The organism is Nocardia brasiliensis (assembly GCF_042691675.1).
Classification (GTDB): Bacteria; Actinomycetota; Actinomycetes; order Mycobacteriales; family Mycobacteriaceae; genus Nocardia; species Nocardia brasiliensis_D.
Map to the genome: position 1 here is coordinate 3,481,976 of NZ_CP170507.1, position 14,003 is coordinate 3,495,978.

Here is a 14,003-nt window from a genome sequence, read left to right on the forward strand (position 1 = left end):
CAGGACATTCGACGGGAGCCGTTGCTCGGTGTTCTGAACATCCTGTCACGTAGCAGAACTGGTGGTTAGCGGCTCGGGAGTGTTGCTGCCAGTACGTAGGCGCAGCGAGAGGCAATGCCCGTCTTCGCTGAGACCCTGGTGGTCTGGGCGGATGTAGCGTTCGGTCACCCGTGAGTCTGCGTGCCCGGCAATCTGCTGAAGCCGGTGGAGGGGCACTCCGGCGTCGGCGTACCAGGTGAGTCCGGTGTGGCGCAGCGTGTGGCGTACGAGGTGCTCGTATCCGAGTTGGGCGACGACTTTGTCCCAGTGGGTGCGGTCGCGGAGGCCGGCGGTGGTGATTCGTCCGCCACGTGGTCCGGTGAACAGACGCTCGTCGGGGTTGTGGGCGTGTGGGGCGATGAGTTCGGTGACGAGTGGGCGGATCTGTTCGATGATGGGGACGTAGCGGGCGCGGTTGCCTTTTGTGCCTTTGTCGGTCAGACCTCCAGGGGCGGGAGTTGTCTGTCGGCGCACTGTCCAAATCCATTCGTCTGTGTCGATGTCGCGGACACGGCATCCGGATACCTCGCCGATGCGTGCGGCGGTGCAGGCGGCGAACATGACGACGTTGCCCCAGCCTCGGTAGTTCTCGTAGGACGCGGCTACGAGGGCATCGCACAGGTCTACGAGGGCTTGCCAGTTTGGGAGGGCTAGTGCGCGTGGGTCTTCGAGTTCGTCTTCGATCTGTTTGTAGAGGGCTTGCCAGCCGCGGACGCGGGCGGGGTTGAGGACGATCAGCCCGTCTCGTCGGGCTTGTTCCATGACGCGCACCAGGACCGCGATGGTGTTCTTGATGGTGGACTTCGAGCAGTTGTCTTCTTCGATCCATTGCACGACTGCCCGGTCCACGATCCCGTTGGTGATCGTGGGTACGAGGAGGTGTCCCAGAGTCGGTACCACCCGTTTGCGCCAGCCGCAGAGATATGGGTCGGTCGTCTTGAGCTCGAGCCCGCTCAGGGCCAGCGACATGTTGGCATCGCCGTAGTCGACCAGCGAGACATTGGCGCTGACTGGATCCAGGCCGCGGCGCGCGAGTTCCTTCATCTGGTCGATCCAGGCCTGGGCGAGGTCTTCGGTTTCGAACACCTCGGATTTGGAGTCGCGTTGTTTGGTTAGTGGATTGGTCCAGCGCAGCCGGGCGCGGAACGGTTTGCCCGACTTACGGCGTTCGAGTTTCTCGATGTCGACGGTCAGCTTGATCCCGAGCGGAACCTGTACAGCGTCAGTCATGGTGCCGCACCTGCACGTCGAACCGAGCCGCTCGGAGGAGGAGACGATGGCCGCTCACGCGGCGGGCGTGATGTGGCGTGCCTCCAGATAGGCTTCGAGATCGCTTTCCGGGTACTTGGCGACGCGTTCGGATATCCGGACGAATCCTGGTCCCTGGACCGGACATCCACGGCGCCACCGCCGCAATGTCGAGGTGTCCACACCGAGGATCTCGGCGACTTCCCCGGTGGTGTACACCCGCTGCTTCAACAACCCCAACGGGGCGTGGTCCGAATGTTGCATCGCGGACCTCCTTGCCTTCGGAGCCGATGCCACACCATTCCCGAACAGCGACAGTGCTTTCGGGCAGAGGTCGACGTCGACCGCCATGAGATGCCAGCGGCTGTCGACGGTTTCGGGACGTCCGGTTCGGAGAGTCGACCACGGCAAGCCTGCACGTGATCGGATGTCTGCCAGCTGGCGCTACCTCCGGCTCCGCTGTGGCGGTTACCGGGAAACCCCGACAAATGGGGTGCTCTAGAAGGGTAAGGCCCGGACTCGACTCCGGGCAACCATTCAGCACCCGCGCTGGGACCAGCGGCCGATGCCGCGCTCCGGGAGGACCACCCCTGCGTAGGGTGCACCCAGAAAACCGCCGGACCTGCGCGGAGAACCCGCTGACTGCACCTGTGCCCGCCGCACCCGGCACCCACCTCGTGGTCCACAATTGGTCCACAAAATGGCTCAGGTCAGAGGTGGAAACCACCTCTGACCTGGTCGGGCTGACAGGATTTGAACCTGCGACCACCTGACCCAGGTTCAGGTGCTCCTCGCAGTCCTTATCAGAACCCATTGAGGCTGGTTAGCGGGTACTTGTCGGTCAACGCGACGCTCAACGAATCCCACCGATTCCGGACAAAACTTATCGAAAATGTGAGATTTCCGTGAGACCGATCGATACTTTTGGCTCCTCGAAAGGTCAGCAGGTGCGCCAGAGCCGTCGAGGAACGCAGTCGGGATACGAACCTTCTTCGGGCTCGGGGCGGGCGGGTAGAGGACGTCCACCGCGGACCCGGCGGTGTGTCGATTTGCGACACGCCGAGCTGTTGAAATCGGCGGCAACTCTGTAGTTATCGGTGCCGCGTGGCGGCACGGGCCCGTTCACCCTGTCTGCCGAGTAGCGATCTTATTGAGTAAGCGTTCGCTTTCAGAGGTTCGTTTCCTCGGCGGGGCAACTTTAAGGATGGGACCGGTCGTGAACAGCGGTTTTGCAAGGTGGTCGAGTGCGGATCGGAAATCAGCGTTGACCTGGGCGCGAGCGGTGCAGGCGTGTTGAAGTTTCGTCCAGTGGGATGATCGCGCGAAGTACTTGTCGATGTTCAACCTCGGCGGCCCGAGCGATCAGTGGACCGGTGCCACAACTACGACCTATGACGACGGCACACCGACCATCAGTTGTATTTTGCCGCCCGAGCCAACGGCATCGGTGCCGACCGCACCGTCAGAGCGATCGTCTTCGAGGCGGCTAGCGACCAACCCGCAGTCTGCATCGACCCATGCACTTTGGTCTTCCAGCAGATGCCCATCCCATCCGGCCAGGCGATGGCGCTGGTGGATCTGCCCAGGGGTTCGTGCACGAACGGCTCGCGGAGCAGCGCACACCCTTTCGCGGGATGGTGTCACTATCAACCGGAATTCGATTACGACAGCGTTCTTCTCGCCGCGGAAACTCGCTTCCGGCTTGCCTCCGGGGTAAGCAATCGAGCGAAGACGCAAGCACCCCCTGCGCTTATCGTGCAGTGATGAGTGGATGCTGTTGGAAGCCAAGCGAACTCGAACCAAGGGAAGAGTCGACCCCAGGCACTCATCGGCATTACGCCAGTCTCCCCGAATCCGGTACCTCGTGATCCGAGGCTTCCGTATCTGCCAGGATCTCGCGGCCTGCTCCGGCGGCGCGACGCCTGGCGATAGTGCGACAGAATCAGGCGGCAGTGAGATCACGGCGAGCTGAGGTGGCATGGACGCGGAGCTCAGCCCCGAAGCCATAGTCCGGAGGGCGGGGCGTCCGCGTCGGCAAACGTATCGTCATGTTCCACCTCGACGGCAGTACATCTACGAAAGCGGTCGTAATGTATCTGCAAATCAAGGCAGGCCCGCTGTTCCCGGTCGAGGCCGAAGTATTTCTCGAATCCCGGCTCGACGCTGACCGCGAATCGGCGGCACAGACTCTCAGCGAATCGTCCGAGATCGGCGTGCGCGAGTTCACCGAATCGCAGGCGAAATACGTCCTACTCGCGCTATATCAACAGGCCCGCAACGACTTCGAAGACGTCTGTGTCATCTTCGGCGACAACCACAGCGCTCCGCAGTGGGTCGAGGCCGAAGCACGTGAGAAGGCCCTCAGGACGGCTCTATACCTCGCCCTCAGCGTCTGTCGGCATCAACCCGGCTTCGGCCCTGACTGGACCCACCATCTGCATCTGCTTCCGTAATCTCCATTGCCGGTGGGACTTTCGTGTCAATCCCGCAGGCAAGCCGACTGCCGAATGGGTCAAAGGCAAACTCGGCTGAGCACTGTAGTCGGCCCTGGCCAACCAGAGACTAGCTGCCAAAGCCGCGCCGATCACTCAGTCGTTGGGGTACTCGGCACGACAGACCGGATTGCTGAACAGGCGAACCCGCATCGACTGACAGCCCGCCACGGGAGCGCGCCCGGGCCGTAATGGGTCCAGGCTGAGGTAGGGTTCACGTCCTTTGCGAAACCCGATCAGAAGAACGCATCGGTTGCATCTCGTGATAGCTGCTAAGCCAACCGGTTGCACGATAGTCACCACGGCGAGTGAACAGAGCTGCGCCTGCATGTGCATGTGATTGAGGCGGCATTCCTCTTGGCATTTCGGCGCTCCCTTGCGGTGCGGAAACCGCGACGTAGTCCGATCCGGACCAGACGACGAGGACCGCGGGTGTTGTACCACTGGCTGTGACGTGGTCATAAATCTCAGTGAGAGTGGACCCAGTAGTTCGATCTTTGAGTAGCAGTGCGTAATCGGACTGATCGAGCTGGCATCCGCGAGGCCGCCCGGTCTCTGCCCAGTCCGGGCTGGCGATGCCACGGCTGGTGGCCGCCGTCCAAAGCTCCGGAACAATATCTTCGGCGGAGGCGGCCGTTGCCATCTGCTCGCACATCCATAGCAGACGCCCCGAGCCTCGGGAGGGCTGGCACCGACGCCAGCGGATACGCCGGCCCAGGTCCGCAGCCACAATCGCGACCCAAGGATGCACTGACGAAAGAAATCCCTGGCAACCCAGCCAATGAAGATATCGAGGAGCCTCCTCAAGTATTGGCGACAGTGTGGAGTAGGGAATTCCGCCGATGATGCGGGCATTGCGATGAAAGGCTGTGGGGGAGTTGACGACTGCGAGCATCGCCGCGCGTGCCAAGTCGCCATCCGTATAGGCGGGCGTGTTGACTTCAAGTTGCTGGTGGTAATCTAAATCGTCCGGATTTCGGTCAACGATTCCGCGTGCCCACTTCAAATGAAGTACTCGAGATTTTAGTGCCTCGCTGACGGCGGCGTGCGCGAGCTGCGGGACATATGTCGCCAGGGTGTCAATTATTCTGTCCTCGGCCTCATCGGCCGATTCTGGAAGGTCGATCGACGAGAGCTTCTCCCGAAGCTTGTGGCAGACCGTGGGCGAAACCATCAATCGACCTGTTACCGAGCCGAGTTCGGTTGGGATGAAACCTTCGGTGTCGCCGTAAGTCTGGAGACTCTGGAGAAAATCACTGACGAGGAGAAATTTGACGGCTTGTCGTAGCGGTGCCATGTCGCGATTTCCCTGGTGATAGGAGAGAGTTTGTCTCCACCACCGCTCCGCGTCAGGAAGCGAGCGTATCCGACCTTGGATCGCTTCTGCCAGAATGTGTTCGGCCAAACTTGAATGGATCTGGGAGTTGACTCGAAATCCTGCCAGCAGCTTACGTTGCCAGTTGGTGCGCTCGGTTTCATTTACGAGTAGAAAAGCCCAGCCGTGGTGCTCGCCAGTCCCTACGCGCCCTGCGCGTCCGAACATCTGTTGAACGGTTGCGACGTCGATCGGTTTGTTGAGGCCGACCTCGGTGTCCTGTACCACGACAGCGCGGGCGGGCATGTTCACACCCGCGGCGACGGTGGAGGTGGCGACAAGGACATCCAATTCGCGTGCGCGGAAGTCCTTTTCGGCTTCCAGCTTGTGTTCCCAACCCTTGTAGTGGAGTCCTACGCGGGCGGCCTGGCAGACGGAGTACACGCTGTCAGTGTCGTCTGGGTCCACCTTCCGTACGTTGGCCCCTCGGCTTGCGGCGATGATCAAGGCTGTCCGCCTAACGCTGCGTTTGCTGCCACAGAAAACGAGGACACTGCCTTCACCATCCGAGACAGCATCGACGATTGAAGCCGTCAATCGGATCTTCGCGGCTTCGGTTAGACTCCAGTCGCTGTGGTTTGCCACCATCGGTAGCTGCCATGTGAGTTGGGTGGGCCGCCAACCGACGCGGACGGTTCGTGCCTGAAGCCATGATGCTAACTGATCGACATTTGCGACCGTTGCTGACAAGCCTACGATGCGGATTCGGGAACCGTCGTCTCGCACGCGTGTCAGAATCGCTTCGAGGAATGACCCTCGAGAGGTGTCGCCCAGCAGGTGAATCTCATCGACGACCAAACAGCCAACCTCTGCGAGCGCCTCCCGCAAGGATGAGGTTCGGCTGAGAGCTTCGAACTTCTCGGTTGTTGTAACCCACAGATCCGCAGCGCGGATCCGCTCAGCGTCGACACGATGCTCACCGGACAATCGCTCGACGCGTAATCCTCGACTGCGCCAGCTGTCGAGTTCGCGGTTCAGCTCCTCGGTTAGGGAGCGTTGGGGCACTAGCCACGCCGCTTTCCTGCCCTGCTCGAGAACTGTGCGGAGGACGCCGACCATTCCGATGACAGTCTTCCCGGCGCCGGTCGGGGCGACAACAATTACGTGATCATCGCTGGCAACAATGTGCGGAATTGCCTCGGCCTGAGCAGGATTCATGACTGGATGGGGCAGGAACCGTACCCACTCTGCGGGAATTACCGTGTCGGCAGCAACGGGTTGGATCGAGGCTGCCTCGGTGCCGGCGTGATCGTGCCACATCAGGTCGAACCCGTCGCGTGCCGCTTCCGCCGCTGCGCCTGACAAGAGGCGCGAAGCTCTTGAGGCCCATCCCGAAATACCGACGGTGGCGGTCAGACATGCTCGCGGATTCGTATCGCTGATTAGTTCTTGCTCAAGGAGATACCGCACTTCGCGAAATGGGATTCGTTGTGCAAGAAGGGATTGCCGCAGACGCTCGAACCGTGAATCGGTCGGGATCAACACGCGAACATCGGTTCCGGGCGGGAAGGTTGGTAGAGCAGTGTCCGGGTCGGAGACCTTCATCCACATGATCGGCGGCGCAGGATCAGTGGTGACTGGCACATCATCCTCGATCGGCATCGGCGCGATCATAACCTCCATAGACAGCGCCACTCGGCGGAGATGCAACCCAATGCCGAGTGCGACGAACGAGTGCGACGCGGCTACCCTAGCCGATCGGTCCGACACAGAGTGTCTCGGTCGATCGGCGTGAACCTGATCCCCTTGCCCAGACACGGCTTTCGGGCTGCGTGAGGTCAGGTTAGAGGAACGTTCACAGCGGTTCTCGGCGCGTAGCTAGTCTGATCTTGCGCAAGCACCCGTGATCGGGCGGCTGAGCTCATGGTGGCGCATGCTATCGTCTGAAAGCGTCAGACCCGACACTTGGAAGCCGTCGCAAGGACCATGCCGCCTATGGGTAGCTACACTGTTGTTATCATTCCCGACCCTGTAAACGAGGGAGATCGTGGCGATTCTCCTCAGCTCACTATTCGGGTAGATGTCACTGAGTCGAACGCGCGTGTCACCGGCATTGCGATCAACACAACGGCTCCGGACGGACTGACATCCCAGAAGGTACTCGGCATTGGTATCGAGGCGGTCGTGACCGCCTTGGCTCACCAGTTTCCGCCATCGGGTGTCCGTGCCGCGTCTGTACTGGTTCCTGCTCCGGAGCCTACGCAGCGTTTGGAACAGATGGTCCTCGAAGGAGCTTCAGCTCCTGGGGTCGTCAAGCCTGCGTCGAATCCGGTCGCCGCGGACGCGACGGGCGGAAGAGCTTACCGCAGAATGCCTGAGATCAGCGAGCTTCGTTCAATTTACGAGCAGCTCGGCACGGTCACTGCTGTCGCTAAGCATTACGGAGTTCCTAGGCATACGGCTCAGGGATGGATGGGGCGCTTGCGCAAGCTTGACCCGCCTACTAACACCGGCTCCACTCACAACAACTAGGCCGTCACACTGAACGGACTCGGTAGGTAATGACAGACAGCTACACGATCGCGATCTCTAACACCCGAACTGGCGTTGTAGCGGTCACTGCAACAGTCGAGATTGATGCTACGGGCGTGCGGCTGACCGAGGTACGCGCGGAAGCCAACGGCGACACCTTCGTTCCTGAAGGTTTGGCCAACATTGATTTTCCGCTTCTCGTTCGTACTGCGAACATGCTTTCGGGTCCGTCCGTCCAACCCAAATTGACACCCGCGCCGGCAAGTATGGGCGAAAATAACACTGAACCCGTAGATACAGATGGCGATCTGCTGGTGCCGCCAGAGATAGACGAGAGGGTGGTAGTACCCGTTGCCGACTTGTCGAAGCAGCCGACGGGGCGAGCGCACGAGCGGGGGCAGCTTCAGCGAGAACAACGCTCAGGAGTGCCAGCGGATTTCGGCGTAACCTATTGGCGGTTGGGTAGCATCGCTAAGGTTGCCAAACACTACGACGTGCCACATCATGTTGCTCAGGACTGGATCAAGTCTCTTCAACAGCAAGGAAAATTGGCGAGCCCTTGGCGATCCAAGACCTCGCGCCCGCTGCGGCCCAAGTGAAAAGGCTGGCACTGATGCTGAGGTGAGTTCGATTCCCTCCGCTCCACTGTGATGGCGTCGTACCTGACTGTGCGGCTAAGTTGTTGGCCCCTTGATCATTCGAGTGGTAGCCCGATTGCAAGTGTCAGGAGACCATGGCGCGGTGGTGCGGCAGAACGTGAGATGCTTTCCGGATGTCTTGGTGCGTCACCCAGAGTGTTGCCGTCATCCCCTGTGTGGCTGCACAGACGAACAGTTCGATGCGCAGTGGTCGATCGGATCAACGGCTCGATTGACGGGGACCTTGATGGCCCTGGGTTGAGAACTCCTTCAGTGCAGTGCGTCACGGACAACTTGCGATGCTGAGTAGTGCGATTTCGGCTATATCGACTCCCTGCAACCCAATCTGGCGGCATCCGGGAACGGTCCTTGTTTAACCTTGGTGCTCAAAGTTGGCTATCCGAAAGGTATTTCACACTGTATGATCGCCAATGGTAAGTGGTGTGTCCGCAGAGCGTGGGCTTGGAGTGGGATGGGGGCAACCGGGTGGCTCGACGACCAAAGCTAGTTGTGGAAGTCTCGATGCCTTGAGTGGTAAGAGTGGGACCTCCTAATTCTGTCTTCGCTGATTGTCATTCGATGATCAAATCGCCGTTGACTTATGCGTCGGCAAGAAGTGAACTATAAGTGCGTCTCTGAAATCATGATCGTTATGAACTTTAGGAAGAAAATGGCCGATCAAACTGAACTTTCCCCGGAGCTGCTGGCATATTTTCGCGATATCTCGTTGCGCGAAGATGTGATTTTGCGTGAGCTTCGCGAGGAAACGAAGGCATATCCGATGGGTACCGTTATGCAATTGATGGCGGAAGAGGGGCAACTGCTCGCATTTTTGGTCGCGTTGACGAAGGCTCGTTGCGTGCTAGAGGTCGGCACTTTCACGGGCTACAGCACGCTGTGTATGGCTCGCGCGCTTGGGCCGGACGGCCGTTTGGTAACGTGTGACATTTCTGAGAAATGGCCGATGATTGGAGCGCCGTACTGGGAAAAGGCCGGTGTGGCCGAGCGGATCGACGTCCGGATTGGTGACGCGCGATCGACGCTGGCTCTCCTGATAAGCGAAATGGGCGAAGGTGTCATGGATCTTGCATTCATCGACGCAGACAAGGCGAACTATCGAGAGTACTATGAACGCACCCTTACGCTTCTCCGTCCGGGTGGTCTGATAGTGCTGGATAACACTCTCTTCTTCGGCAGAGTAATCGATTCTGATCAACAGGACCCGGACACTGTCGCGATCCGAGAACTGAACGCGTTCCTCCGCGATGATGACCGGGTCGACTTGTCGATGTTAACGATGGCCGATGGTATAACGTTGGTCAGGAAGAAGGAGCTCTAAGGTCTGCGGACACGAGATTCGCTGCAATAAGCCGCATAGTGCTCGGCAAGTCGCGAGTGTCAGGCACTAGGTGCAGGCGTTGGATATCGCTACTGGCGGTCAACGTATGCAAGCAGGCGCAGTTTGCATCAACGAAACCGGCGAAGCGGTAGGCGATCTCCATCATCCGGTTACGTTCTGTAGCACGGAAATCGGCAACGAGATGTATACCAGCGCGGGCCGCCTGATCTGTCAGCCAGTTCAGAATGGCGGCACCCACGCCGAATGAGACTACACGGCATGAGGTTGCGAGCAGCTTGAGATGCCAGCATTCAACCTGCTTCTCCAGGAGTAGCACTCCGATTGCACCGTGTGGTCCGAAACGGTCGGTCAAGGTTGCTACCAGCACCTCGTGTGTCGCATCGGCGCAAAGTTCGCGGAGCACGGCGTCGGAGTAATGCACGCCAGTGGCATTCATCTGGCTTGTTCGCAGGGTGAGTTCCTCGACGCGGGACAGTTCTGTCGTATTGGCTCGGTCGATACGCAGCTCTAGGTTTAGCGAGCGAAGGAACTCTTCATCGGGGCCCTTAAACGACTCTCGTTCCTCGTCCCGCTTGAAGCTGGCTTGATACATTTCGCGGCGCCGCCGTGAGTCAACGGTCGCAGTCCGCGGACTGAATTCAGGGAGACTCAATAGCTTCGATACGTGACCGTGCGGATAGCACCGCACATCCGGTAGATGGAACGCTACCTCAGCGCGCTCAGCTGGTTGGTCGTCAATGAAGGCGATGGTTGTGTGCGCAAAATTTAACCGCTCGGCAATCTCGCGTACGGATTCCGACTTCGGGCTCCAGCTGATGTGTGGTAGCACAAAATACTCGGCGAGTCCGAGCTCTTCGAGGCGGGCCCAAGCCATGTCATGATCGTTCTTGCTGGCCACCGACTGAAGAATTCCGCGTGCATCAAGCGCGGCGATCACTTCTCTGACGGCGTCGGCCACTCGGACATTCCCGTCCTCGAGAAGGGTGCCTGTCCACAATGTGTTGTCAAGGTCCCAGATGAGGCATTTCACTACGGCCGGTTCATTAGCGGTCATCTCAAACTCCCCGTATATTCACCGCGATGCTGCAATTGCATGCTGTGCCAAGATAAGTTGGCAGATCTCGGTGCTTCCTTCAATGATTTCCATGAGTTTCGCATCTCGATACGCGCGTGCGACGATATGACCATCCTGTGTCCCGGTCGACGCCAGTACCTGCACCGCGGAGGCGGCACCTTGAACGGCGTGGGTAGCGCTGACGTGTTTGGCGAGCACCGTGGCGACAACCACGTCGGGAGAGTTCGCATCCCAACAGCGGCTGGCGTGTTCGCAGATTCGGGTAGCTATCTGCTCAGAGGCCAACAACTCAGCGAGGTGTCGTCCGACGAGCTGGTGCTCCACGAGCGGCTTGCCAAACTGTTGACGGGACAGGGAATGTGCGCTCGCCGCGGTGAGACATGCCCGAAGAATCCCGACACAACCCCAGGCCACCGATATTCGACCATATGTCAGCGCGGTTGTGACGAGCAGTGACAGCGACTGGCTTGTGCCGCCCAGCAAGCTGCTCATCGGCAGCCGGACTGAGTCGAATTGCACGTTGGCATGGCCTGCTGCGCGGCACCCCAGTGGATCCGCTACTCGTTCGATTCGTACGCCAGGGGCGGAGGCAGGCACTACGACTGCGGCAGCATCGTCGCCGTATCGGCAAACGATTACGAGAAGATCGGCATATTGTGCAGCGGTCATCCACACTTTCTGTCCAGTGAGTAAGATCGAATCGCCGTCTTTGTGGACTCGGGTGTTTATCGCGGACAAGTCGCTACCGGCATCAGTTTCGCTGAACCCGACCGCTGCGAGGCGTCCGCTGGCCAGTTGCGTGAGATAATCTCTTCGCTGCTCGGCATCGCCCAGCCGCTGGATAGTCCATGCTGCCATACCTTGCGAAGTCATTACGCTGCGTAGAGAACTGCAGAGGCTGCCGACATAGGCGGTGAACTCGCCGGCGAGCTGGCTGCTGAGGTCGGCGCCGCCATGTGCCCGTGGTACCTGCGGACATAGTAAGCCACGGGCGCCGAGGTCCCGCAGCACTTGCTCCGGGATCAGCCCCTCAAGGTCCCACGACTCAGCCTGACCGTCGACAAGCGCGTCGACTATCGCACACTCGTCGACGAGACGCTCAGGCGTCATTGGCTTGCTGGAGTCGCAGGACAAGTTCGGTCATGGTGTCGACTGAGCGAAAGTTGTCCAGCTTCAGGTCCGCTCCGACAATCGCCACGTCGAAGCACTGCTCGAGTTGGACAACCAGTTCCATGGCAAACATCGACGCGACAAGACCGCGGGCGAACAGGTCTTGGTCAGGTGCCACCGAAGTTTTCAGCCTGGTCTCCAGAAAAGACAGCAGCGTCTGCTCGATCTCCTCGCGGCTCGCCGGGCTGGCCGCAACCAAAGGTTCGGATTTCATGACAGCACCTTTCCGTACTCGTAGAAGCCCTGGCCTGTCTTGCGGCCGAGTAGCCCCTTTTCAACTTTTTCCAGTAAGAGCTCACACGGTCGGTAACGTTCCTCGCCTGTCCGTTCGTGCAGTGCGGCGAGTGAATCAACCAAGTTGTCCAGCCCGATCAGATCAGCAGTTCGTAGAGGACCGGTTGGGTGACCGAGACAGCCCTGCATCAGCGTGTCCACGGCCTCTGCGGTGGCGATTCCCTGGCTGACGATGCGTGCTGCGTCATTGATCATTGGGTGCAGTAGCCGGCTTGTAACGAAACCAGGTGCATCGTGGACGACCACGGCTTGTCTGTCCATCACAGTGAGCAGCTCTTCGACCGCCGCCATGGTGGCGGTCGCGGTGCGCAGACCGCGGACCACCTCCACCATCCTGATGAGGTAGGCCGGATTCATGAAGTGTGCACCCAACAGGTCCTCGGGACGGGGCAGGCTTGCGGCGAGTTCATCGATAGGGATACCGGATGTGTTGGAAATCAGAGGTGTACCCGGTAAGACGGCCGCCGATACTTCGGCCAAGACCTTGTGCTTCAGGTCGAAATTTTCGGTGACGGCTTCGATGATAGCCGTTGTCCCAGCCGCGGAATCGACCGATGTGCTGGTTCGCAGCTCCCCTGGTGATCGGTCTGAAGGTAGCGCCGAGAGCAGTTGAGCGTGCCGTAGTTGCTGATCTATCTGGTTCCGTGCGCGGTTCAGAACTGTCTCGTCTACATCGATAAGAAGCACCGAGACACCGTGCCCAACGGCCATTGCCGTAATGCTCGACCCCATGACGCCCGCACCTAGGACTGTCAGATGGTGTTCTCCTGGCCCAGCTTTCATCGCGTCTCCCCAACGGTATGAGTGAGTCTTCCCTGCCCGTAGTGGTACGGACCATATGACGAACATGTGGTGTACAGCTGACCCGATGCCCTTCCCCGACCGCTCGATTGCCATCGTAGAGGCTCAAACCTGTTGCCGCACGGTGGAATTACGCGCTGTACGCGGCGGCCCCAAAGGGATGGCCCCGACGCTTCTACCGCTGCAGGGATCGGAGGTCATTCTCGGACCAGCGGGCGAGGAACGGCAATTGCATTCGGCACTTCCGTGATTCGGTGGTCCTTGTTGAAGACGACCTCTCTGATGGCTTCGATCAATGGCTCCGCCTGACTGGCGAGATAGAAATGACCACCAGGGTAAGTGCGTAATGAGAACCCTCCATGGGTGTGCCGAGCCCAGTCCCTGGCCTCGTCGGAGGTTACTTTCGGATCGTCGAGACCGATATGTGCTTGTATTGGTGTTCGAAGCGGGGCGGTTCCTTCGATATACCGGTAAGTCTCTACGGCGGTATAGTCGCTCCGGATGGCAGGCAAGGCCATCCGGAGGATCTCATCGTCGGCCAGCAGCTTGTGATTCGTACCGTTGAGGGCCTTGAGCTCAGCGATGAGACCATCGTCGTTGAGCGTATGCACAGTCTCGTGGCGGTGTCGAGACGGGGCACGGCGACCGGAGGCAAACAATGCGGTGAGCGCGACGCCCTTGTCCTCAAGTCGGCCGGCGACCTCGAACGCCAGTATGGCGCCGAGACTATGTCCGAACAACGCCAATGGTCGATCGGTCCAGGTGAGTAGCTGTTCAGTGACCGCGTCGGCGAGTTCCGGAACGTTCTCGATGCACTTTTCTGTTCGGCGGTCTTGTCGTCCGGGATACTGCACTGCCAGTACTTCGCAGTGCGGGGCCAAGGCTTGTGAAACCGGCAAGAAGAAGCTTGCCGAGCCTCCCGCATGGGGGAGGCACACGAGCCGCGATTCCGCGTCGAGTGAGGGATGAAACCTTCGGATCCACAGGCTCGCGCTGTCGGGTTCTTCTGCCATGTGAAGCCCTCTCGTTCGATATGCAG

At 59.6% G+C, this 14,003-nt stretch carries 11 protein-coding genes; 3 read left to right on the forward strand and 8 right to left on the reverse strand.

Annotated features, from left to right (window positions below):
* Positions 1 to 45: 45 nt before the first annotated feature.
* Together ACFK0J_RS16390 and ACFK0J_RS16395 are read right to left on the reverse strand one after the other, a co-directional pair.
* The gene (locus ACFK0J_RS16390; RefSeq protein ID WP_378741091.1) at positions 46 to 1,269 is read right to left on the reverse strand and encodes a tyrosine-type recombinase/integrase; all 1,224 of its coding nucleotides are present in this window, start codon (positions 1,267 to 1,269) and stop codon (positions 46 to 48) included.
* A gap of 54 nt (positions 1,270 to 1,323) precedes the next feature.
* Positions 1,324 to 1,551 carry a helix-turn-helix transcriptional regulator gene (locus ACFK0J_RS16395; RefSeq protein WP_378741093.1) on the reverse strand — a complete coding sequence of 76 codons (228 nt, stop codon included), beginning with the start codon at positions 1,549 to 1,551 and terminating at the stop codon, positions 1,324 to 1,326.
* A 1,784-nt stretch (positions 1,552 to 3,335) separates the two neighbouring features.
* Between ACFK0J_RS16395 and ACFK0J_RS16400 the strand changes: the two genes are divergently transcribed.
* Entirely contained in the window at positions 3,336 to 3,740 is a 405-nt protein-coding gene (locus ACFK0J_RS16400) for a hypothetical protein (protein ID WP_378741095.1), read from the forward strand.
* 253 nt (positions 3,741 to 3,993) lie between these two features.
* Here ACFK0J_RS16400 and ACFK0J_RS16405 read toward each other — a convergent pair whose 3' ends face one another.
* Positions 3,994 to 6,756 carry a DEAD/DEAH box helicase gene (locus ACFK0J_RS16405; RefSeq protein WP_378741098.1) on the reverse strand — a complete coding sequence of 921 codons (2,763 nt, stop codon included), beginning with the start codon at positions 6,754 to 6,756 and terminating at the stop codon, positions 3,994 to 3,996.
* 899 nt (positions 6,757 to 7,655) lie between these two features.
* Here ACFK0J_RS16405 and ACFK0J_RS16410 point away from each other — a divergent pair.
* Positions 7,656 to 8,225 (forward strand): hypothetical protein, encoded by a 570-nt coding sequence (locus tag ACFK0J_RS16410; RefSeq protein WP_378741100.1) that lies wholly within the window; start codon positions 7,656 to 7,658, stop codon positions 8,223 to 8,225.
* Positions 8,226 to 8,916: 691 nt separating this feature from the next.
* Positions 8,917 to 9,603 (forward strand): O-methyltransferase, encoded by a 687-nt coding sequence (locus ACFK0J_RS16415; RefSeq protein ID WP_378741102.1) that lies wholly within the window; start codon positions 8,917 to 8,919, stop codon positions 9,601 to 9,603.
* Here ACFK0J_RS16415 and ACFK0J_RS16420 read toward each other — a convergent pair.
* The 5 genes from ACFK0J_RS16420 to ACFK0J_RS16440 all read right to left on the reverse strand — a co-directional run bounded on the left by ACFK0J_RS16420 (position 9,584) and on the right by ACFK0J_RS16440 (position 13,977).
* The gene (locus ACFK0J_RS16420; protein WP_378741104.1) at positions 9,584 to 10,678 is read right to left on the reverse strand and encodes an HAD-IIIC family phosphatase; all 1,095 of its coding nucleotides are present in this window, start codon (positions 10,676 to 10,678) and stop codon (positions 9,584 to 9,586) included. The two genes, ACFK0J_RS16415 and ACFK0J_RS16420, sit on opposite strands and share 20 nt — an antisense overlap.
* A gap of 18 nt (positions 10,679 to 10,696) precedes the next feature.
* The gene (locus ACFK0J_RS16425; protein WP_378741106.1) at positions 10,697 to 11,809 is read right to left on the reverse strand and encodes an acyl-CoA dehydrogenase family protein; all 1,113 of its coding nucleotides are present in this window, start codon (positions 11,807 to 11,809) and stop codon (positions 10,697 to 10,699) included.
* Entirely contained in the window at positions 11,799 to 12,083 is a 285-nt protein-coding gene (locus ACFK0J_RS16430; protein WP_378741109.1) for an acyl carrier protein, read from the reverse strand. The genes ACFK0J_RS16425 and ACFK0J_RS16430 overlap by 11 nt, the downstream gene beginning before the upstream one ends.
* On the reverse strand, positions 12,080 to 13,060 hold the full coding sequence (locus tag ACFK0J_RS16435; RefSeq protein ID WP_378741111.1) for a 3-hydroxyacyl-CoA dehydrogenase family protein: 981 nt from the start codon (positions 13,058 to 13,060) through the stop codon (positions 12,080 to 12,082). Before ACFK0J_RS16435 ends, ACFK0J_RS16430 begins: the two co-directional genes overlap by 4 nt.
* Before the next feature lie 101 nt (positions 13,061 to 13,161).
* Entirely contained in the window at positions 13,162 to 13,977 is an 816-nt protein-coding gene (locus ACFK0J_RS16440) for a thioesterase II family protein (RefSeq protein WP_378741113.1), read from the reverse strand.
* Positions 13,978 to 14,003 lie beyond the last annotated feature (26 nt).

Bases quoted from the DNA above. Each gene is read 5' to 3' on its own strand.
- ACFK0J_RS16435 (WP_378741111.1), bottom strand. From the start codon at position 13,060: ATGGCAATCGAGCGGTCGGGGAAGGGCATCGGGTCAGCTGTACACCAC.
- ACFK0J_RS16420 (WP_378741104.1), bottom strand. From the start codon at position 10,678: ATGACCGCTAATGAACCGGCCGTAGTGAAATGCCTCATCTGGGACCTT.
- ACFK0J_RS16395 (WP_378741093.1), bottom strand. From the start codon at position 1,551: ATGCAACATTCGGACCACGCCCCGTTGGGGTTGTTGAAGCAGCGGGTG.
- ACFK0J_RS16405 (WP_378741098.1), bottom strand. From the start codon at position 6,756: ATGCCGATCGAGGATGATGTGCCAGTCACCACTGATCCTGCGCCGCCG.
- ACFK0J_RS16425 (WP_378741106.1), bottom strand. From the start codon at position 11,809: ATGACGCCTGAGCGTCTCGTCGACGAGTGTGCGATAGTCGACGCGCTT.
- ACFK0J_RS16430 (WP_378741109.1), bottom strand. From the start codon at position 12,083: ATGAAATCCGAACCTTTGGTTGCGGCCAGCCCGGCGAGCCGCGAGGAG.
- ACFK0J_RS16400 (WP_378741095.1), top strand. From the start codon at position 3,336: ATGTTCCACCTCGACGGCAGTACATCTACGAAAGCGGTCGTAATGTAT.
- ACFK0J_RS16390 (WP_378741091.1), bottom strand. From the start codon at position 1,269: ATGACTGACGCTGTACAGGTTCCGCTCGGGATCAAGCTGACCGTCGAC.
- ACFK0J_RS16415 (WP_378741102.1), top strand. From the start codon at position 8,917: ATGAACTTTAGGAAGAAAATGGCCGATCAAACTGAACTTTCCCCGGAG.
- ACFK0J_RS16440 (WP_378741113.1), bottom strand. From the start codon at position 13,977: ATGGCAGAAGAACCCGACAGCGCGAGCCTGTGGATCCGAAGGTTTCAT.
- ACFK0J_RS16410 (WP_378741100.1), top strand. From the start codon at position 7,656: ATGACAGACAGCTACACGATCGCGATCTCTAACACCCGAACTGGCGTT.